The sequence below is a fragment of the Mycobacterium sp. SMC-21 genome, from assembly GCF_045310825.1.
Lineage (GTDB): Bacteria > Actinomycetota > Actinomycetes > Mycobacteriales > Mycobacteriaceae > Mycobacterium.
Genome location: NZ_JBJIAO010000034.1, coordinates 22,840 through 43,597, shown reverse-complemented (window position 1 = coordinate 43,597; position 20,758 = coordinate 22,840). Strand labels below are relative to the sequence as shown.

Below are 20,758 nucleotides of genomic sequence, written 5' to 3'. Positions count from 1 at the left end.
ACCCGGGCGCGGACCGGTAGTGTGAAGTCAGAGAATCGAGCAATCAGGAGGCGGCGATGGCTCAGGAACAGACCAAGCGCGGTGGCGGCGGCGGCGAGGACGACGACCTCTCCGGCCCGTCTGCCGCAGGTCAGGAACGTCGCGAGAAGCTCGCTGAGGACACCGACGACCTGCTCGACGAGATCGACGACGTGCTGGAAGAGAACGCTGAGGACTTCGTGCGCGCATACGTCCAAAAGGGCGGCCAGTGACGGCAGCGTTCGGGCCTTTCTCTGATCGACTGGATGTCACCTCACCCCACCTGAACCTGTCCTCGTTTTCGGACTTTCTCAGCCGGCAGGCGCCCCACCTGCTGCCGGTGGGAGACGTGACGGGCAATCGGGCTTCAGCGGGTGATCCTCGATCCGGTGCCGACCTGCCCCACGGCACGACCATCGTCGCGATCAAGTACCCCGGCGGCGTGCTGATCGCGGGTGACCGGCGCGCCACGCAGGGCAACATGATCGCCAGCCGTGACGTGCAGAAGGTGCACATCGCCGACGACTACACCGCGACCGGTATCGCCGGCACCGCGGCCATCGCGGTGGAGTTCGCGCGGCTGTACGCCGTCGAACTGGAGCACTACGAGAAGCTCGAAGGCGTGCCGCTGACGTTCCGCGGCAAGGTCAACCGGCTGGCCATCATGGTGCGCGGCAATCTCGGCGCGGCCCTGCAGGGCTTCGTGGCGCTGCCGCTGCTGGTGGGTTACGACCTCGACGACTCCGACCCGGGCAATGCGGGCCGCATCGTCTCGTTCGACGCCGCCGGCGGCTGGAACATCGAGGAAGAGGGCTACCAGTCGGTGGGCTCGGGCTCGCTGTTCGCCAAGTCGTCGATCAAGAAGCTGTATTCGCATGTGACCGACGCCGATTCGGCGCTCAAGGTCGCCATCGAGTCGCTGTACGACGCTGCCGACGACGATTCGGCCACCGGCGGACCGGATCTGACACGTGGCATCTATCCGACCGCGGTACTGATCGGTGCCGAGGGCGCCGAAGAGGTCACCGAGGAGCGTATCGCCGCGCTGGCCCGGGAAGTCATCGCCAACCGGACCCGCGCGAGAGGTAATGCCTGATGAGCTTTCCGTATTTCATCTCGCCCGAACAGGCGATGCGGGAACGTTCCGAGCTTGCGCGCAAAGGCATTTCGCGGGGTCGCAGCGTGGTTGTCCTGGCTTACGACGGGGGCGTGCTGTTCGTGGCGGAGAACCCGTCGCGCTCGCTCCAGAAGGTCAGCGAGCTGTATGACCGCGTCGGTTTCGCGGCGGTCGGCCGGTTCAACGAGTTCGACAACCTGCGTCGCGGCGGCATCCAGTTCGCCGACACCCGTGGCTACGCCTACGACCGGCGCGACGTCACCGGCCGCCAGTTGGCCAACGTCTACGCCCAGACCCTCGGCACCATCTTCACCGAGCAGGCCAAGCCCTACGAGGTCGAGCTGTGTGTCGCCGAGGTCGCGCATCACGGCGAGACGAAAGCTCCTGAGCTGTACCGGATCACCTACGACGGGTCGATCGCCGACGAGCCGCATTTCGTCGTCATGGGTGGTACGACCGAGCCGATCATCGCCGCGCTCAACGACTCCTACCAGGAGAACGCGAGCCTGGCCGACGCGGTGAAGATCGCCGTCGACGCGCTGCACGCCGGGGCCGGCGATCGCGTGCTGGGGGCAGCGACGCTCGAGGTCGCGATCCTCGACGCCAAGAAGCCGCGCCGCGCGTTCCGCCGGATCACCGGTGCGGCGCTGGATGCGGTTCTGCCGAAGACCGAGGCGGAAGCTGAGGACGGGGACAAGGCCACCGACGGCGAGAGCAAGCCCGAGGGCGACGCGGCCGAGTAATCACTCGGCCGACGGGACCGCCGCCAGTCCGCGGAGTAGCACTCTGACGCCGAATTCGAAGGCGTCATCGGCGCGTTCGGGTTTGGTGGTGCCGGTGGCCAGTGCGGCCGCGAATTCCGGTGCGACATCGGCGCCCGCCTGCCACGGTTCGTCGGGCGCGGCGACATCGAGCGCCGAGCCCAGCACGAACGAGTCGATCAGGGTGATGGCCCGCAACGTGTCCGCGGGATCGAACCCGGCCCGGTCGAACGCGACGGCCAGCACGTTGTACATGGTGAGGGCGTGGTCGCTGTTCACCGCGTGCGAGGTCAGTAGGGGAATGAGCCGCGGGTAGCGGGCATAGCTCTGGCGGTAGGACCGCATGATGTCGGCGACGACGTCGGTCCACGGCCGCTGCGGGTCGTCGGCGGGCAGCGCGACGTCGGACATCGCCCGTTCGCGCAGCAGCTCGACGATCTGTTCACGTCCCGCGACGTGGTTGTACAGCGATGACGGGCTGACCTTGAGGGCCCGGGCCAGTTCCGGCACGGTGAAGCCGCCGGTCTTGTTGACCAAATCCATTGCTGCGCTGGCGATGCGATCCGTCGAAAGCAGCGGTTTGGAAGGTCGGCCCATGGCATATGTCTACTACCTCTTTACAACCGGGGGTAAGTGGGGTCACAATAAAACGAATCAAATTCGTTTTAGGAGTCCAGCTGATGATCACCCTGACCGCCACCGCACCCGAGTCGCTGTCCCGCAGCACCGAGTCGACGCGCCCGCCGGTGCGGGTCGGCCTGGTGCAGCACCGCTGGCGTCCCGATGCCGATGAGCTCGCCAAGGTGCTGCGTGACGGCATCGACCGCGCGGCCGGAGAGGGCGCCGCGCTGGTCTGCCTGCCGGAGATCACCCTGCTGCGGTATCCCGCCGACACCCCGGCCGGCCCGAACCCGGGGGATACCGCCGAAGATCTCCTCGACGGACCGACGTTCGCACTCGCCGCCGAGGCGGCCCGCGCCAACGGCATCTTCGTGCACGCGTCGCTTTACGAAAAGTCGCCGGCGGCAGACGGTTTGGGCTTCAACACGGCGATCCTGGTCTCCCCGTCGGGCGAGCTCGCCGGCCGGACCCGCAAGATGCACATCCCGATCTCGGCGGGCTACTACGAGGACACCTACTTCCGGGCCGGTCCTGCCGAGGGCAACCCGTACCCGGTCTACGAGCCGGAGGGACTCGGCGCCAAGCTCGGAATGCCGACGTGCTGGGACGAATGGTTCCCCGAGGTGGCTCGCAACTACTCGCTCGGCGGTGCGGAGATCGTCGTCTACCCGACGGCCATCGGATCCGAACCGGTCTTCCCGGCGTTCGACACGCAGCCGCTGTGGCAGCAGGTCATCGTCGCCAACGGCATCAACAGCGGCCTTTTCATGGTGGTGCCCAACCGAATTGGCGACGAGGGCACCGTGACCTTCTACGGCTCGTCGTTCATCTCCGACCCCTATGGCCGGGTGCTGGTGCAGGCGCCGCGCGACGAGGAGGCGGTGCTGGTCGCCGATCTGGACCTCGACCAGCGCCGCGACTGGCTGGAGCTGTTCCCGTTCCTGCTGACCCGCCGGCCCGAGAGCTACGGCGCGCTGACCGCACCGGTCGACGCGCAACGTCCGTACGGCGCCGGCCACGAGGCCACCGCGGTGGTGAAATGACGAACTACGTGATGCCTGCGGAGAGTGCACCACAGGACCGGGTGTGGATGGCGTTCCCGTCCGAAGGATATTCCTTGGGGGACAACGAAACCGAACACCACGAGGCGCGCTCGACATGGGCTGCCGTGGCCCACGCGGTGCTGGAGTTCGAGCCGGTGACCGTCGTGGTTGACCCCGCGGAGACGGCTGCCGCGCGGCGGTATCTGTCCGCCGAGGTCGACATCGTCGAGGCGCCGCTCAACGACGCCTGGATGCGCGACATCGGCCCGACCTTCGTGCACGCCGCCGACGGTTCGGTGGCCGCGGTGGACTGGGTGTTCAACGGCTGGGGCGGCCAGGACTGGGCACGCTGGGATCGTGACGCGAAAATCGGTGCCGCCGTGGCTGGTTGGGCCGGCGTTCCGGTGATCAGTTCGGCGTTGGTCAACGAGGGCGGCGGTATCCAGGTCGACGGGCAGGGCACGGTGCTGGTCACCGAGACCGTCCAACTCGACCCCGGCCGCAATCCCGGCGCCACCAAGGCCGACATCGAGGCCGAACTGGCCCGCACCCTCGGCGCCACCCACGCCGTGTGGTTGCCGCGTGGTCTGACACGCGACTCGGAGCGCTTCGGCACCCGCGGACACGTCGACATCGTCGCGGCCATCACGTCACCGGGGCGCCTGCTGCTGCATGCGCAGCGCTCCGATGTGCATCCGGACCACCTGGTGTGCAAGGAGATTCGCGAGGCCCTCGCCGAGACCTGTGACGCCGCGGGCCGGCCGTGGGAGATCATCGAACTTCCCGCACCGGACCTGCTGACCGATGCCGAGGGCTACGTCGACTACAGCTACATCAACCACCTGGTGGTCAACGGCGGCGTCATCGCGTGCGCGTTCGGTGATCCGCGCGACGCCGACGCGGCGGCGATCCTGGCCGAGCAGTATCCCGGCCGGCGCGTGGTCAGCGTCGACGCGCGGCCGCTGTTCGAGCGCGGCGGCGGCATCCACTGCATCACGCAGCACCAGCCGGCGGCGATGGGCGAGTAGCAGCCCTGTTGGTGCCCCTTCCCATCGGCAAGATTTGCTCCTAACCTCTTGATTCAGTCACCTACGTCAGGAGGAGCCATCAAGAGTCGCTTTGCTGCACTCGCTTTGGCCGCCATCGTCGGCCCCGTGGTGCTGACGGGCTGTGTCGTGGAGACCGACCGGATCGCCAGCGAAACGGTTCGTGAGAATCTGGAGAAACGGCGGTCGGCGTCATCGACCCCGACGACCACCACCCGGGACAACAAGTCGAAGTTGCTCGGGATCGACATGCCGGCGGCTACCTGGCTAGTTCAGAGCAGCTACAGCAAGACCTCGTCACGTGAGGCATGGGGCTACAAGGGCGACCGCCTGGACTCGCGGAAAGACATCCCGATCCGAAACACGATATTTGCGGTGGCCGATGGCGGTCTGCTGCGTAAAGGATGGCAGCAGTGCACCATTTACACCGGCGGCCCGTACTCATGGATCAAGCCCGGAACCGATGAATTCATCACCATGAGATTCATGGCTGGTCCTCCGACCATTGCCAACGTGCTCTGGCAGAACTGGCGTGACGAGCAGTGCAAGGGCAGGGTCACGGGCTAGAAGCCGACCGGTGAGGCTCGGTCCGACTCGGTACCATCGTCCGCATGGCCATCAAACTCGAGAACGTCGGCATCGCCGTGCGCGATCTCGACGCGACCATCGCGTTCTTTACCGACCTGGGGCTGACGGTGGTCGGCCGTGCCACGGTCAGCGGCGAATGGACCGAAACCGCGGTGGGTCTCGACGGTAACCACGCCAACATCGCGATGCTCGAGACGCCGGGCGGTCACGGCCGCATCGAGCTCTTCGAGTACATCCATCCCGAGGCCATCGAGTCGGGGCCCACCCGCCCCAACGTCATCGGCATGCACCGCGTCGCGTTCTCGGTCGACGACATCGACGCTGCCCTCGAGATCGCCGCGCGGCACGGCTGCCATCCGCTGCGCGGCGTGGCGACCTACGAAGACATCTACAAGCTCACGTATGTCCGTGGGCCCAGCGGCATCATCGTGATGCTCGCCGAGGAGCTCAAGAAGAGCTGACCGCCATCAACCGGCTGACCGCGGCGCTCACCCGGTCGCGGTTGCCCGCGCCGTTGCGCACCACCCACGACGTCAGGTGCTCGAGCAGTTCCCGGATCTCCAGCAGCGCCTGGATGCGCCCGCTCTCATCGGTCTTACCGGTCAGCACCTCGGACCACAGGTTGTCGAGATCGAGGATGTCGCGCACCGTCGCGTACGCCATCGCCACGTCGGCCGTACTCACCGACAGTCGCTCCTGCATACGGTAGATCGTGCCGGGACCGACGCGGTTGATCAGCTCACCGGCGACCGAGGTCGCGACGATCTCGCGGCGGAGTGGATGGTTCGCGATCTCGGCGCGCGCCTGCTCGGCGATGGTGGCCGGGAAGTACTGCTCCAGGCGGCCGACGAACATCTCGTGATCCGGAACGCCGGAGGCCAACAGCTCCTGCGACACCAGGTTCTTGGATTGCGCCAGCAGCACCGCGATTTCGGGGCGGGTGAGTCCGAGTCCGACGAGCCGGCGGCGATCCAGTTCCTGCTTCGACGGCAGCCCCTCGACATCGGGGTCGACGCCGGCCACGTCCTGCAGGTTGCCGATGAGCCGGACGTGCCGCTCCAACAGCGAGCCGGCCTCGGCGGCAGCCATGCTGATCGCGAGGATCTGGTCGGCGTTGTCGGCCAGGACCCGTGCGGCGACGTCGTCGGTGGCACCGGCGAGCAGCGCATTGCGTCGGGCGGTGGCGATGGTGCCGGAGTCCAGTGCGATCTTGAGGTTGACCTCGAGGTCGGAGGTGGCGACCCCGGCGGCGTTGTCGATGAAGTCGGCGTTGACCCGGCCGCCGCGAAGCGCGAACGCGATCCGGGCCTGTTGCGTCAGCCCGAGGTTGCCGCCCTCGCCGATCACCTTGCAGCGCAACTGCGATGCGGTGACCCGTACGCGGTCGTTCGCCTTGTCCTGGGCGTCGGCGTCGGTCTCGTCGTCGGCGCGGACATACGTGCCGACGCCGCCGTTCCACAGCAGGTCGACCGGTGCCCGCAGCACCGCGCTGATCAGCTCGTCGGGCGTGCATTCGGCGGCTGTGATGCCCAGGCGGGCCCGGACCTGATCCGACAGCGGAATCGACTTGGCGGTGCGTGACCACACGCCGCCGCCCGACGAGATCAGCGCCGGGTCGTAGTCCTGCCAGCTGGATCGGGGGAGCCGGAAGAGGCGCTCGCGCTCGGCGTACGAGGTCTCCGTATCCGGATTCGGATCCAGGAAGATGTGCCGGTGGTCGAACGCGGCGACCAGTTTGATGTTGCGGGACAGTAGCATTCCGTTGCCGAACACATCACCCGACATGTCGCCGATGCCGGCGACGGTGAACGGTTCGGCGTCGATGTCATGGCCGGCCTCGGCGAAGTGCCGCCGTACCGACAGCCACGCGCCGCGGGCGGTGATGCCCATGGCCTTGTGGTCGTACCCGGCCGACCCGCCCGAGGCAAAGGCGTCGCCCAGCCAGAAGTCGTATTCGGCGGCAATGGAATTGGCCAGGTCCGAGAACGTGGCGGTGCCCTTGTCGGCGGCCACGACGAGATAGGCGTCGTCGCCGTCGGGGCACACGGTGCGGTCGGGATGGCGGATGGTGCCGTCGACGATGTTGTCGGTGACGTCGAGCAGGCCGCGGATGAAGGTGCGGTAGCCGTCCGCGGGATCGACAGTGGCAGAACGCAAGACGAAGGCGCCCTTGGCGCCGGTCGGCACGATCGGGGCGTTCTTCACGGCCTGCGTCTTCATCAGGCCCATGACCTCGGTACGGAAGTCCTCGGCCCGGTTGGACCAGCGCAGGCCGCCGCGGGCGATCGCGCCGCTGCGCAGATGCACACCCTCGACGGTGTCGGAGTGCACGAAGATTTCGCGGTAGGGCACAACAGGTCCGGTGATCGACAGGCGCGCCGAGTCGATCTTGAACGACACGTAGTCCTTGGGTAGGCCGTCGACGCCGACCTGGAACCAGTTGGTGCGCAGTGTCGCCGCCACGAAGGCGTGCAGTGCCCGCCGGATCCGGTCGTCGTCCAGCGAGGTGGCGGCATCCACGAGACCGGCGACCTCTCGATCCGCCTGCTCGACGTCAGCGGTGGCGTCCGGGTTGAACCGGGCGTCGAACAGCGCCAGCAATGCGTTCACGAAACCGGGTGCGGCGACCAGGGATTCGATGATGTAGTCCTCGGAGAATCCCAGGCCCGTCTGCCGGAGGAACCGGCACGCCGCGCGGATCAGCACCGCGCGGCGCCAGTCGATGCCGGCCGCGACGATGAGCATCGCGTACCGGTCGACGCTCCAGCGCCCCGCGATGGCGGCCTCACAGGCCTGCGCGACCAGGTCACGTGTCGCCTCGGACAGCGAGAGATCGCCGAACTCGTAGCAGTGCCCGGCATCGTCGGAGTGGTGGTACGAGGCGACGCGCAGGCCGAAGGACTCGAACATCGCGCAGACGTCGGCCAGGAACGGCGGATGCCCGGGCCACTGGATTTGGGCGTGGTTGTTCAGCCCGTCGGCGTCGAAAGACACCCGGGCAGCGGAATTCTGCATGGGAGGACTACTCCGGTCTATTTACTTGGATGTCTGTGTGTGGAGGGAGAGGGGAAAGTTGTTGCGGCGCAATTACTGAAGGGCGATGTACTTGGTCTCGAGGTACTCCTCGATGCCCTCGCTGCCGGCTTCACGCCCGATGCCGGACTCCTTGATGCCGCCGAACGGCGCGGCCACATCGGAGATGACGCCGCGGTTGACGCCCACCATGCCGGCCTCGACTGCCTCGGCGACCCGCAGTGCCCGGTCCAGGCCTTGCGTGTAGACGTACGCGGCCAGGCCGTATTCGGTGTCGTTGGCGGCATCGATGCCGGCCTGTTCGCCGTCGAATCCGATGATCGCGGCGACCGGTCCGAAGATCTCCTCACGCAGGAGGCGGGCATCGGCCGACACGTCGGCGAGCACCGTCGGCGGGTAGAAGAAGCCTTCGCCTTCAACGGGTTTGCCGCCGGTGGCCACCGTCGCGCCCTTGTTGACGGCGTCCTGCACCAGCTCGTCGACCGTCGCCCGCTGCTTGGCGGTGATCAGCGGACCGACCTGGCTGCCCGCCTGGTCGCCCGGGCCGGTGGCCAGTGCCGCCATGCGGGCGGCGAGCTTCTCGGTGAACTCGGCACGGACCGCGTTGTCGACGTGGATGCGGTTGGCGGCGGTACATGCCTCACCCATGTTGCGCATCTTGGCGGCCATGGCACCGTCGACCGCGGCGTCCAGATCGGCGTCGTCGAACACCACGAACGGGGCGTTGCCGCCGAGTTCCATCGAGGTGCGCAGCACCCGGTCTGCGGACTGTGCCAACAGCTTTCGTCCGACACCGGTGGAGCCGGTGAACGTCAGCTTGCGCAGCCGCGGGTCCGTCAGCAGCGGGCCGGTCAGACCGGCGGCATCGGTGGTCGGCAGGATCGACAGCACGCCGGCGGGCAGGCCGGCGTCGGCGAACACCTGGCCCAGCAGCAGCATGGTCAGCGGGGTCTCGGCTGCGGGCTTGACGATCATGGTGCAACCGGCAGCCAGCGCCGGGCCGATCTTGCGGGTGCCCATGGCCAGCGGGAAGTTCCACGGTGTGATGGCGAGGGTCGGGCCGACGGGCTGCTTGGTGACCAGGATGCGGCCGGTGCCGGTGGGCGACTGCGTGTAGCGGCCGTTGATCCGCACCGCTTCTTCGGCGAACCAGCGCAGGAACTCGCCGCCGTAGTTGACCTCACCCTGGCTCTCGGCCAGGGGCTTGCCCATCTCGAGGGTCATGGTCAGGGCGAAGACGTCGCGACGCTCCATGACCAGTTCCCAAGCGCGGCGCAGGATTTCGGCACGTTCCCGGGCCGGGGTGGCGGCCCACGACGCCTGCGCGGCGACCGCGTCGTCGAGGGCGCGGGCACCGTCGGTGGGCGAGGCGTCGGCGACCTCGATGAGCACGGCGTCCGTGGCCGGGTCGTGCACGGCGAAGCGGGCTCCGGTGGACGCGGGGACCTGCAGGCCGCCGAGCCACAGCTCGGTGGGCATGGACTCCAGCAGCGTGGTGCGGTCGATCATCGGGCTGCCGCCATTTCGCGCACGATGTCGGCCAGGACGGCGATGCCCTCGTCGAGCAGCTCGTCGCTGATGACCAGCGGCGGGAGCAGGCGGATGATGTTTCCGTACGAGCCGCAGGTCAGAAGGATGACGCCGCGCTTGAAGGCCTCTGCCGCAATGGCTTTCGTGAGAACCGGATTCGGCTCATTGGTACCCGGTTTGACGATCTCGATGGCCAGCATGGCGCCGCGGCCACGGACGTCACCGATCACTCCGGTGTCGGTCAGGGCCTGCAGCTTGGGCACGACCGCGGTTTCGATGGCGCGGGCGCGGGCAGGCAGGTCCATCTCGGCCATGGCGTCGAGCGTGGCGAGGGCCGCGGCGCAGGCGACGGGGTTACCGCCGTAGGTGCCACCCAGGCCACCGGGGTGCACGGCGTCGAGCAGGTCGGACCGGCCGGTGATGGCGGCCAGCGGCATGCCGCCGGCGATGCCCTTGGCCATGGTGATGATGTCGGGGACGATGCCGTCGTGCTCGGAGGCGAACCACGATCCGGTACGGGCGAAGCCCGTCTGCACCTCGTCGGCGATGAACACGACGCCGTTTGCCTTGCACCAATCGACAAGGGTGGCAAGGAATCCCGGCGCGGGCACGATGAAACCGCCCTCACCCTGGATGGGCTCGATGATGACCGCGGCGAGCGACGCGGCGCCGATCTGGGTCTCGATGCGGCTGATGGCGGCCTTGGCGGCGGCCTCGCCGGTCAGGCCATCGCGGTACGGGTACGACGCGGGCATGCGGTAGATCTCGGGCGCGAACGGACCGAACTGCGTCTTGTAGGGCATGGCCTTGGCGGTCAGGGCCATGGTCATGTTGGTGCGGCCGTGGTAGGCGTGGTCGAAGGCGACGACGGCCTGCCGGCCGGTGGCCAGCCGCGCGACCTTGACCGCGTTCTCGACGGCTTCGGAGCCCGAGTTGAAGAATGCGGTGCGCTTCTCGTGATCGCCGGGGGTCATGGCGTTGAGCCGCTCGGCGAGCTCCACGTAGCCCTCGTACGGGGTGATCATGAAACAGGTGTGCGTGAAGCGGGCGGCCTGCTGGGCCACTGCCGCGGCGACACCGGGGTGCGATGCGCCGACGCTGGTGACGGCGATGCCCGAACCCAGGTCGATCAGCGAATTGCCGTCGATGTCGACGATGACGCCGCCGTCGGCGTCCGCGGCGTAGACCGGTGCCGACGAGCTGACGCCACCCGCCACCGCGGCCTGGCGGCGCGCCGACATCTCGGCCGATCGCGGACCGGGCAGCGCGGTGACGATGTTGCGCTTCTGCGCCAGTCGATAGGTGATGTCGGTCATCGGTTGCTCCTGGTGATCGAACGGCTTGTGTACTGCTGATTCTCTGCGGTTGTGGCGCGGATAACTATGTCCACTTTGTCGATTTCGAGCGCATCAAGCACACCATTTTGTCGTGGGGTACGAGCGCTTGCGGAAGCCGACCAGAGCGGGGCTAACGCGGCCTGCGGAAGTAGCTCGGTGCCGTGCCTTCCCAGCGCTTGAAAGCGTGGGTGAAATTGGCCGTTTCGGCGTACCCCAGGTGCCGGGAGATCTCCTCGACCGAAAGGTCCTGTTGGAGCAGCTCGAGGGCCAGCTGGCGGCGGACCTCGTCGAGCAACGCGCGGTAGGAGGTGCCCTCGGCAGCGAGCCGACGGCGCAGCGTGCGCTGGTCGATGTGCAATTCGTCGGCGATGGTCGGCATCGACGGCAGTTCGCCGGGGTTGTGCAGCAGCCGGCTCCGAACCTGGCCCGCCACGCCGACGCGAGAGAGCCTGCGCTCGAGCAGGTCCCGGCATTGCTGCTCGATCTTGCGCGCCGTATTGGCGTCGGCGAGCGGCGACGGCATCTCCAATACTTCGTGGGTGGCGGCGATTCGGTTGGTGCACTGGCCGGAACGTACAGCGGATACCGGAAGCCCCCACAGTTCGGCGAGCTTCTCGGCGCGAGCGGCATCGAGTGTCGTGTCCGCCCACGCCGGTGTCAGCGCCAGGTTGGCGCCCTGTGTCGCGGCGACGAATCCGGCGAGGTCCCGCTCGACGATGAACGCCCTGACATCCGTGGGTAATTCGCTGTCGTCGGCGACGAGGTATCCGTACTGGTCGTCGGTCTCCACCGAGAACCGCAGGTGCGTGGGGGACAGCGCGAGATAAGGCAGGATCAGTTCGACCCCCTGTCGGAGATTGGGGCTGGCCAGGATCAGGAACCCGAGCAAGCCGGCCCGTCCCAGGGTGGAGTGCACTCCCACCTCGATGCCGACACCCGGTCTGTCGCCAAGTCCCGCAATGAGATTGCGGATGACGTCGAATTCCTGATGCGCCCAGATTTCGGCGTTCTCGTCGTCCAGGTCGGCTTCGGTCAGTCCGCTACCTGCCAGACATTCGGCGGCTGTCATCCCATGCGCGATGGCGCCCTGCACCATGATGCGGACGCCTTCGGTGCCCCGCGGCACCGCCCAGACCGGGGCCATTCCCACTGTCCGAAAATACCAAATCAACGTCCCGTTGGAACATTCAGTCGCGTCGGCCCCGTCCGTAGCGTTTTTCGGCAGACGCAACCAACGAGGGTTGCCCGAAAGACGGAGTGTCGAATGTCGTCAGTCGAAGTGGCCGACCGGGCAGAAAGCCAACCCGCCGCGCGAACGGCGTTGCCCGATCCGGGCGAGCAGGTGCCGAAGTTGGCATGGCCGACTGTCGCGCTGTTTCTCGCGGGCGCCGCGGCATTCGTCACGTCGACCGTCGCTTATCTGGGCGGCGCCGCTCCGATGTGGGTGCCCATCGTGGTCAACGCGGTGGTGACCTTCACGATGTTCACCGTCGTCCACGACGCCGTGCACTATGCCATCAGCTCGACGCGCTGGGTCAACGGCTTGTTCGGACGGCTGGCTGTGCCGTTCGTCCAGCCGCTGATCTCGTTCCCCTCGTTCGGGTTCATTCACATTGAGCACCACCGGCATTCGAACGACGACGAGAACGATCCGGACACCTTCGCCTCCCATGGGCCGGCGTGGCAACTGCCGTTCCGCTGGGCCGTACTCGACGTTTCGTACGGCACTTATCTGATCCGCAAGGTTCGCGGTCGTCCCAAGGCCGAGGTCGCTGAAACCCTGGCATGCGTGGCCATTTCGGTGGCCGGGTTGATCGTCGCGATCATGTCGGGCCACTTCTGGACGCTGGCCGTCGTCTTCGTCATTCCGCAGCGCATCGCGGTGGTCGTCTTGGCGTGGTGGTTCGACTGGATGCCGCACCACGGGTTGGCGGACACTCAACGCAGTGACCGCTACCGGGCGACCAGAACCCGCGTGGGGATGGAGTGGCTCTACACCCCGTTGATGCTGTCGCAGAACTACCACCTGGTGCACCACCTGCACCCGTCGGTGCCGTTCTACCGCTATACCAAGACCTGGCGCCGCAACGAGGAGGCCTACCTGGACCGGAACGCCGCGATCTCCACGGTGTTCGGGCAGGGGCTCGACTCCGGCGAATTCCGGGAGTGGAAGCAACTGAACGGCAAGCTCGGTCGGCTGCTGCCGGTGCGGATGCCGGCGCGCTCGAGTTCATCGCACGCGGTGTTCCACCGGATCCCGGTGGCCGCGGTCGACCCGATCACCGCAGACAGCACATTGGTGACCTTCGCCGTTCCCGAGGCACTGCAGGACCAGTTCCGGTTCGAACCCGGCCAGCACGTCTCGGTGCGCACCGACCTGGGGGGCGAGGGCGTGCGCCGCAGCTATTCGATCTGCGCGCCGGCCACGCGGGCCCAGCTGCGGATCGCGGTGAAACACATTCCGGGAGGGACATTCTCGGGATTCGTGGCCGAGCACCTCAGGGCCGGCGACGTCCTGGAGGTGATGACCCCGGCCGGCAGCTTCAGCTCTGCCCTGCATCCGCTGCACCGCAAGCATTACGTCGGGCTGGTGGCCGGCAGCGGCATCACCCCGGTGCTGTCGATCCTGGCGACCGTCATGGAGCTCGAAACCGAGAGCCGGTTCACGCTCATTTACGGCAACCGCACCAAAGAGTCGACGATGTTCCGCGCCGAACTCGACCGTCTCGAATCCCGCTATGCCGACCGCCTCGAAATCCGGCACGTGTTGTCGGCCGAGCCGCGGCATACCCCGGAGCTGTCCGGCCGCATCGATGCGCAACGCTTGGCCCACTGGCTCACGGGCGACCTTCATCCCGAGAGCGTGGACGAGTGGTTCCTGTGCGGCCCGGCCGCGATGTCCACCGGTGCGCGCGAGATGCTGATCGAGGGTGGCGTCGAACCCGAGCGGATCCATCTGGAATTGTTCACCGGCTTCGACCGCGGCGACGCGCCTGTGCGCGACCACCAGTCGGCCACCGTCACCGTCCAATTATCCGGAAAGAAGCAGACTTTCGGTCTCGCCGCCGGCGACACGATCCTGGAAAGCGCACTGCAGGCGGGAATTGGCGCGCCCTACTCGTGCATGGGTGGTGCGTGCGGCACCTGCCGGGCCAAACTGCTTGGCGGCACGGTCGAGATGGACCAGAACTTCGCCCTCGGGTGCAACGACCTCGACGCCGGCTACATCCTCACCTGCCAGTCACATCCGACCAGCCCGACGGTGTCGGTCGACTACGACGGCTGACCGGGTACTTGTCTGGCCGGTTTCGCGCCGGCCTGGGCGTTGATCCTGCGCCTACGTACATGGTTACTCGGCAATTCGCGCCCAGGTTGCAGGGTCAACAGGGGCATGCTCGGCCTGGGCGTCGACTCTGCACCCTGGCACATGGTTACTCGACAATTCGCGCCCAGGTTGCAGGGTGAACGTCGGATGGCGTTGATCCCGCGCCTACGTACACGCTTACTCGGCAATTCGCGCCCAGGTTGCAGGGTCAACAGGGGCATGCTCGGCCCGGGCGTTGACTCTGCGTCTACGCACATGGCTACTCGACAATCCCCGCCCAGACCGCAGAGTCAACCGGCACAGGGCAATTGGCCGGCCAAAAGAGAAGCGCCCCGCCACGCCGAAGCGTGACGGGGCGCGTCAGATCGAGCCGCCTCAGGGCAGCGGGGGCGTGTCCATCGTCAGCGTCTCACCGCGGAAGAACGCCGGCTGGGACGCGCGCATCACGAGCATCAGCACCGCGCCGAAGATCAGGATGCCGAAGCCCAGATAGAACACGAGGCCGATGCCGCCGATCTCCGCGCCGCTGCCGCTGGCCGTCGGATCCATGCTGACGAGCACCGATTTGACGAACACGGACAGCAGCATGATGCCACCGAGCAGGGGGAACACCAACTTGTAGATCACGTTGTGCGCGTTGAGGAACAGTTCCTTGCGGAAGAACCAGACACAGGCGAACGCCGTGATGCCGTAGTACCAGCAGATCATGATGCCAAGGGCGGCAATGGTATCCAGCAGCGTGCGTTCGGACAGCAGCGTCACGATGGTGTAGAACGCGGCGGTCACCACGCCGGCGACGACGGTGCTGTACACCGGCGACAGGGTGCGCGGGCTGACACTGGCGAACCGCTTGGGGAAGGCCCCGTAGGTGCCCATGGCCAGCATGGTGCGGGCGGCCGGCAGCACGGTGGTCTGCAGGCTGGCGATCGACGAGGCGAACACCGCCAGCAGGAGCAGCGGCCCGCCCCATTCGCCGAGGACCGGATAGGCCAGCGCGCCGAAGACGTTGGCCGCGTTGTCCTTGTTGCCCAGTCCGAGGCCGGTGTCGCCGATCCCGGCATACATCATCACGGCGACTGCGACCAGGAGGTACGTCAGCAGGATCGACAGGACGCAGAGCAATCCGGCACGGCCGGGCACCTTGGTGGGGTCCTTGCATTCCTCACCGAGGGTCAGACAGGTGTCCCAGCCCCAGAACGCGAAGATGGAGCCGATGAGCCCGATCACGAAGGCGCTCATGGTGAGTCCGGTGAACGGGTCGAACCAATCGATATCGAAGCTCAGGTGCCCTTCGGCCCCGCCGGACCGCACGATCGCGACGATCGAGAACGTGATGAGCACGATCATCTGGAAGCCGACCAGCACGTACTGCACCTTCTCGCTGGTCGTGATGCCACGGCACGAGATGTAGGTGGCGATGGCCAGCAGCGCGACGGTGGACCCGATGTTGATCCAGACGTTGTCGGCCGAGAGCGTGGCGAGCTTCTGGTTGTGCAGCACGCTGCCCAGGAATTCGTAGCCGAACTGGACGCCGATCGAGGCGAGATTGGACAGCACGATGATGGTGGCGATCACCATGCCCCAGCCACACATCCAGCCGACATACGGGCCGAAAGCCTTGGTGGACCAGGTGAACGATGCGCCGCAGTCGGGTGCCCGCGAGTTGAGTTCGCGGTACGCGTAGGCGGTCAGGAACATCGGGATGAAGCCGGCGATCAGGATGGCCGGCATCTTCAGCCCGACCGCCGCGACGATCAGCCCGATGCTGGCCGTGAGCGTGTAGCCGGGCGCCACGGTCGAGATACCGAGGATTGCCCCGGTGATGGTGCCGATTCTGCCTGCGGCGAGGCCCTTGGCGACGAGGCCTTCTTCCCGCTCTACACGAGCGAGGTCGGAATCGGCCAGTTGTTCAGTCATTATCAGCCCCTTCAGCTTTCGGAACCACGATCATGGGGACCTGCAGGACGCGCAGCATCTTGGCCGCGGTCGATCCCAGGAAGAGCCGGCGGGGCTGTGCGAGCCGGCTGGACCCGACCATGATCACGTCGCCGTCATGCCAGCCGAGCTTGTTGACGGCGTCCTCGACACCGGCGCCGGTGGCCACGCGCGAGCTGACCGGAATGCCTTCCGGCAGAAATGCTTTCGCTTGGTCGAGGGCCTTCTGTGCGTGCTGCTGGGCCAGTTCCAGGTCGTCGGCGTCGTCGACGGCGACCAGCGACACCAGGCGCAGCGGTGTCCCGGTGTCCCGGCACAGCCGCAGCACGGCATCCAACAGCAGCTTGGCGCCCGGCCGGGTTCCGACGGCGCACGTGACTTCACGGATCCGTTCGTCGCGCTTCAGGCGGGCGCCACGCGGTGCGATGACCACCGGAATCGGCGATGCGTGCACCAGATCGTTGACCACCGACCCGAGCGACAGCGAGCCGGCGATACCGCCACCGGCGCCGCCGACCACCAGGGCCTCGGCTCCGGCCGCTTCGGCGGCCGCGATCAGGCCCGCCGTGCTGGACTCGTCGAAGCTCAGATGGGTCGTCACCTTGAGATCGCTGGGGACGCCGGCCGCGGCTGCGGCGAGCCAACTTTCGGCTTCGCGCTGCAGGATGCCGCCGGGCGTGGTGGCCAGCGCCGACCGGTCGCTGGGCAGCACCATGCACAGGTCGATCTCGGCGCCGAGGGTGCGGGCGATCTGCTCGCCGACGGCGACGGCGTCGTCACCGCCGGGTGTCGCGAGATACGCGACGGCGATTCGCGGAGTGGTCACGGCTCAGCCTTCTTCGCAGTTGGAGGACATGTGGCAGGCCTTCGGCGGCGTCGGTGCGACGTCGATCGACGGGTTGCGATCGAAGAAGCCGACGGGCTTGAGCCAGAAGTTGACGGTGTCGACCGGCATGATCGGCCAGTCTTCCGGCCGGGTGATGTGGTGGATGCCGAACACGTACCACAGCACCACGTCGGTGTTCTCGATCGAGCGGTTCGCCTCGGTCCACATCGGCAGGCCGGTGTCTTCCTTGCTCTGTGTGACGAATTCACCCGCGGGCCAACGCTCTTCGGGAGAGTTGGGGGTGACCCACACGGTGTGCTCGATGGCGCGGCAGCGTGCCAGAACCGGGGAGTTCGGATCGAACATGGCGGGGAAGGCGCCGCCGGGCACCAGCTTGTACGCCGGTGGGGTTCCGATGCCGTTGCGGACGTTGTCGTTGACGACCTTCCATGCCCGTTGGGTCTGGAAGTTCATGTTCTGCTTGCCCTCGGCCTCGGTGCGCAGCGGGGTGTTGCGCTGCCGCAGCGACAGTCCGTAGGGATTGTCCGGTCCCATCGGTTCGATCTCGGTCTCGCTGGCGTACACCGTGTTCTCGGTGCCGTCGATGTCGAGGTCGAGCCGGGCGACGAGGAAGTGCTGGTGGTACGGCGCATAGGTGCGGTTGTCGACCAGCGTGCCGTGGGGGTGGGCCTGGCCCTCCGGGAAGTTGCTCACCACCATGATTCCCGTTGCGCGGACCTCGCATTCGATGTTGCCGTCCTGGTAGAACCGCCAGTAGGTGAGGTACTCGTAGTTGGCGACGGTGACGTGGAACGACACCGTGAGCCGGCGCATGCGGCGCACCTCGGCGCCGTGGTGGTGGTCGACGTGCTTCCACAGCACGGCGTTGTCTTCTTCGTGGATGCAGATGGCGTTCTTGATGGTGTAGGGCTCGCCCTTGCTGTTGTGCAGCACGGCGTCCAGGTACCGGATCTCGCCGAGACAGTCACAGCCCAGCTCCAATGAGGTGGTCATGAAGCCGATGCCCCACTCGCCGATGTCGAAAGCCGTTCGGCGGTAATGGTCGGTGCAGTGGTCGCGGTAGGGGACCATCATCTCGGCGAACGACATCCGGTTGGCCACCGACCGCACGTTGCCGTTGTCGTTGTAGCTCACCGCGTGCAGCGTCATGCCCTCGCGGTAGTTGAACCCGACGCGCAGCGACCAGTTCTGCCACTTCAGCAGATTGCCCTCGAGGGTGAACGAAACGCCTTCGGGCTGAGTGATGTTCAGCGGCTGCAGCGGCTCCCGGGTGCCCACATTGCGGATGCGTTCGGGAATGTGCTGCGGCACATACTCACCCATCATGTCCGGCCGATCGACGGTGAAGGTGTCCTCGATCTCCAGCAGTTCCATGGTGTTCATGTCGATGACACAGTGGAATCCGTTGACGGGGCCGGCGTAGGGGTTCGCGCCGTCGGCGGCCCGCACCCAGGTGTCGGTCCAGCCCAGGCGGCGGTCCTTGTACTGCTCCGGCATCACGACGTCGCCGTAGGTCCAGGTGTCCATGAACACCAGGTCCATGTCGGTGATGCCGCGCTTCGCCAGGGCCGCAATGACATCCGGGTGCTTGCGCAGCACCTCGTCGGCCTCTTCCCATTCGTCGACGGTGAAGTTCGGCTGCACGCCCGGGATGTGGTCCCACGACAGCACCGATTCGTCGGTCAGCGACACCACGCTCTTGTAGGTGCGGTTGTTCGCGGTGTCGAGCAGCGTCGCCAGCGCACGCCGGTCCGGCTTGGCGCCGGTGGCGTCGAATGCGGCCACCTCGGCCTTGGCGGGTTCGATCATCTCGACGGAGGTGTACCGCCAGCCGTCCCCGACGCCGTGCGCCGCCGCGAGAATCTCGGCGACCTTGGTGAATTCGGCTGCGGTCAGTGGGTCGAGGGGGTGGAAGGTGTCGGGCATCGGTGCAACTCCTGTCGGCACGGGTCGAGTCGGTGGGGTGAAAAGAGGGGGAAGACGGATCAGTCGTGGGCGCTCATGACGTGCTTGATCCGGGTGTAGTCCTCGACGCCGTAGATCGACAGGTCCTTGCCGTAGCCGGAGTACTTGAAGCCGCCGTGGGGCATCTCGGCCACCAGTGGGATGTGGCAGTTGATCCACACGGCACCGAAATCAAGTGCGCGGCTGAACTTTTCCGCAGTCGCGTGGTCCTTGGTCCACACGCTCGAGGCCAGGGCGTAGCGCACGTCGTTCGCGTAGTCGATGGCCTCCTCGTCGGTGCTGAACGACTGCACGGTGAGGATGGGGCCGAAAGTCTCGTCCTGGACGATGGGGTCGTCCTGGCGCACGCCGGTGATCACGGTCGGTTCGAAATAGAAGCCCTTGTCGCCCAGCTGCTTTCCGCCGGTGACGATGGTGGCGTGGTCCGGCAGCGCGGCGATCTTCTGGCTGACCGCCGTGAAGTGGTTGACGTTGTTCAGCGGCCCGTAGAACGCGTCGGCGTCATCGGGCAGGCCCGGGCGCAGCGTCTGCGCGGCCTCGACCAGGGCGTCGACGAACTGGTCGTGGATGGACTCGTGGACGATCGCGCGGGTGGCCGCGGTGCAGTCCTGCCCGGCGTTGAAGAAGGCGGCCTGGGCGATTCCCGTTGCGGCCTTCTTGATGTCGACGTCGCCGAACACCACCGCGGGCGCCTTGCCGCCGAGTTCGAGGTGGCTGCGCTTGAGCTGCTGGGCGGCTGCCGAGGCCACGGCGATGCCGGCGCGGACCGAGCCCGTGATGGAGACCAGTCCGATGGCCGGATGGTCGACCAACTCGGCGCCCGTCGCACCGGTGCCCAGGACGACGTTGAACACGCCGTCGGGCAGGATGCCCTTGCTGATGCGGGCCAGCACCAAGGTGCTCTCCGGGGTGGTGTCGCTGGGCTTGAGGACGACGGTGTTGCCGGTGGCCAGGGCCGGACAGATCTTCCAGATCGCCATCATGAACGGGTAATTCCACGGCGTCACCTGACCCACGACGCCGATCGGCTCGCGCCGCACGTAGGAGGTGAAGCCCTCCAGGTACTCGCCGGCGGACAGCCCTTCGACCATGCGTGCGGCGCCCGCGAAGAATCGCACCTGGTCGGCACTGACGGCGACTTCCTCGGCGGCGATCATCGACTTGAGTTGGCCCGTGTTGCGGCACTGTGCCTCGACGATCTCGTCACTGTGCGCCTCGATCGCGTCCGCGAGCTTGAGCAGTGCCTGCTGACGCACGCTGGGCGTGGTGCGGCCCCAGGTGGCGAAGGCCCGCTCAGCGGCGGCCACTGCGGCGTCTACGTCGGCGCGGTTCGATACCGGAGCCTGCCCGACCACCGAGCCGTCGACGGGGCTGATCAGGTCGATGGTCTCCGACGATGACGATTCGACGAACTGGCCGTCGATGTAGTTCTGCAGTAGGCCGTCGGGCATCTCGTACCGCCGCTCTCTCGTGAAGTTCAGAAGTGTCTGGCGGCCTTAGTGTGCGCCAGGACACACCCCTCAGCATCGGACAATCCGGGGATTTTCGGCGGAGTTTTTCGACATTCTGTACATTCAGGCGGTGACTGTTCC

17 protein-coding genes are annotated in these 20,758 nt (G+C 66.9%); 8 read left to right on the top strand and 9 right to left on the bottom strand.

What is annotated here, in order from left to right; all coding sequences use genetic code 11:
* The first annotated feature begins 56 nt into the window (after positions 1-56).
* The 3 genes from ACJH6H_RS23770 to prcA are packed head-to-tail and all read left to right on the top strand — an operon-like array spanning position 57 to position 1,878.
* Positions 57-251: a ubiquitin-like protein Pup gene (locus ACJH6H_RS23770; RefSeq protein ID WP_064986355.1), complete on the top strand. Its 195-nt coding sequence runs from the start codon at positions 57-59 to the stop codon at positions 249-251.
* Positions 248-1,114, top strand: a complete 867-nt coding sequence (prcB, locus tag ACJH6H_RS23765) for a proteasome subunit beta (protein ID WP_406775941.1) — start codon at positions 248-250, stop codon at positions 1,112-1,114. Before ACJH6H_RS23770 ends, prcB begins: the two co-directional genes overlap by 4 nt.
* Positions 1,114-1,878 carry a proteasome subunit alpha gene (prcA, locus tag ACJH6H_RS23760; protein ID WP_293021213.1) on the top strand — a complete coding sequence of 255 codons (765 nt, stop codon included), beginning with the start codon at positions 1,114-1,116 and terminating at the stop codon, positions 1,876-1,878. The genes prcB and prcA overlap by 1 nt, the downstream gene beginning before the upstream one ends.
* Here the strand turns inward: prcA and ACJH6H_RS23755 are convergent, their stop codons facing one another.
* Complete coding sequence (locus tag ACJH6H_RS23755) at positions 1,879-2,493, bottom strand: TetR/AcrR family transcriptional regulator C-terminal domain-containing protein (protein WP_406775940.1); 615 nt, start codon at positions 2,491-2,493, stop codon at positions 1,879-1,881.
* 83 nt (positions 2,494-2,576) lie between these two features.
* Here ACJH6H_RS23755 and ACJH6H_RS23750 point away from each other — a divergent pair, with 83 nt between their 5' ends.
* The 4 genes from ACJH6H_RS23750 (at position 2,577) to ACJH6H_RS23735 (ending at position 5,655) form a co-directional block, all read left to right on the top strand.
* Positions 2,577-3,560: a nitrilase-related carbon-nitrogen hydrolase gene (locus ACJH6H_RS23750; protein WP_053853861.1), complete on the top strand. Its 984-nt coding sequence runs from the start codon at positions 2,577-2,579 to the stop codon at positions 3,558-3,560.
* Entirely contained in the window at positions 3,557-4,588 is a 1,032-nt protein-coding gene (locus ACJH6H_RS23745) for an agmatine/peptidylarginine deiminase (RefSeq protein ID WP_061001610.1), read from the top strand. Before ACJH6H_RS23750 ends, ACJH6H_RS23745 begins: the two co-directional genes overlap by 4 nt.
* A 105-nt stretch (positions 4,589-4,693) precedes the next feature.
* Entirely contained in the window at positions 4,694-5,173 is a 480-nt protein-coding gene (locus ACJH6H_RS23740; RefSeq protein ID WP_061001609.1) for a hypothetical protein, read from the top strand.
* 44 nt (positions 5,174-5,217) lie between these two features.
* Positions 5,218-5,655 carry a VOC family protein gene (locus ACJH6H_RS23735; protein WP_406775939.1) on the top strand — a complete coding sequence of 146 codons (438 nt, stop codon included), beginning with the start codon at positions 5,218-5,220 and terminating at the stop codon, positions 5,653-5,655.
* Here the strand turns inward: ACJH6H_RS23735 and ACJH6H_RS23730 are convergent.
* From ACJH6H_RS23730 to ACJH6H_RS23715, 4 genes are all read right to left on the bottom strand, one after another.
* The gene (locus ACJH6H_RS23730; RefSeq protein WP_406775938.1) at positions 5,642-8,209 is read right to left on the bottom strand and encodes an NAD-glutamate dehydrogenase domain-containing protein; all 2,568 of its coding nucleotides are present in this window, start codon (positions 8,207-8,209) and stop codon (positions 5,642-5,644) included. The two genes, ACJH6H_RS23735 and ACJH6H_RS23730, sit on opposite strands and share 14 nt — an antisense overlap.
* 72 nt (positions 8,210-8,281) lie before the next feature.
* Positions 8,282-9,736 carry an NAD-dependent succinate-semialdehyde dehydrogenase gene (locus ACJH6H_RS23725; protein WP_406775937.1) on the bottom strand — a complete coding sequence of 485 codons (1,455 nt, stop codon included), beginning with the start codon at positions 9,734-9,736 and terminating at the stop codon, positions 8,282-8,284.
* A complete protein-coding gene (gene gabT / locus ACJH6H_RS23720) occupies positions 9,733-11,073 on the bottom strand; it encodes a 4-aminobutyrate--2-oxoglutarate transaminase (protein ID WP_406775936.1) in 1,341 nt (446 codons plus the stop codon). The genes ACJH6H_RS23725 and gabT overlap by 4 nt, the downstream gene beginning before the upstream one ends.
* A gap of 151 nt (positions 11,074-11,224) precedes the next feature.
* Positions 11,225-12,238 (bottom strand): AraC family transcriptional regulator, encoded by a 1,014-nt coding sequence (locus ACJH6H_RS23715; protein ID WP_064861084.1) that lies wholly within the window; start codon positions 12,236-12,238, stop codon positions 11,225-11,227.
* A 120-nt stretch (positions 12,239-12,358) separates the two neighbouring features.
* On the opposite strand from ACJH6H_RS23715, the gene ACJH6H_RS23710 reads away from it, so the two are divergent.
* Positions 12,359-14,380, top strand: coding sequence for a fatty acid desaturase (locus ACJH6H_RS23710; RefSeq protein ID WP_064861085.1), 2,022 nt, complete (start codon positions 12,359-12,361; stop codon positions 14,378-14,380).
* Between the two features lie 414 nt (positions 14,381-14,794).
* On the opposite strand, the gene ACJH6H_RS23705 is transcribed toward ACJH6H_RS23710, so the two are convergent.
* Genes ACJH6H_RS23705 through ACJH6H_RS23690 form a run of 4 tightly spaced genes read right to left on the bottom strand, consistent with a single transcriptional unit; the run spans position 14,795 to position 20,617 of the window.
* Positions 14,795-16,336 carry an APC family permease gene (locus ACJH6H_RS23705; RefSeq protein WP_406775935.1) on the bottom strand — a complete coding sequence of 514 codons (1,542 nt, stop codon included), beginning with the start codon at positions 16,334-16,336 and terminating at the stop codon, positions 14,795-14,797.
* Positions 16,329-17,180, bottom strand: coding sequence for a universal stress protein (locus ACJH6H_RS23700; protein WP_406775934.1), 852 nt, complete (start codon positions 17,178-17,180; stop codon positions 16,329-16,331). Before ACJH6H_RS23700 ends, ACJH6H_RS23705 begins: the two co-directional genes overlap by 8 nt.
* A gap of 3 nt (positions 17,181-17,183) precedes the next feature.
* The gene (locus ACJH6H_RS23695; RefSeq protein ID WP_212811980.1) at positions 17,184-19,127 is read right to left on the bottom strand and encodes a primary-amine oxidase; all 1,944 of its coding nucleotides are present in this window, start codon (positions 19,125-19,127) and stop codon (positions 17,184-17,186) included.
* A gap of 59 nt (positions 19,128-19,186) precedes the next feature.
* Positions 19,187-20,617 carry an aminobutyraldehyde dehydrogenase gene (locus tag ACJH6H_RS23690; RefSeq protein WP_212811979.1) on the bottom strand — a complete coding sequence of 477 codons (1,431 nt, stop codon included), beginning with the start codon at positions 20,615-20,617 and terminating at the stop codon, positions 19,187-19,189.
* Positions 20,618-20,758: the final 141 nt, after the last annotated feature.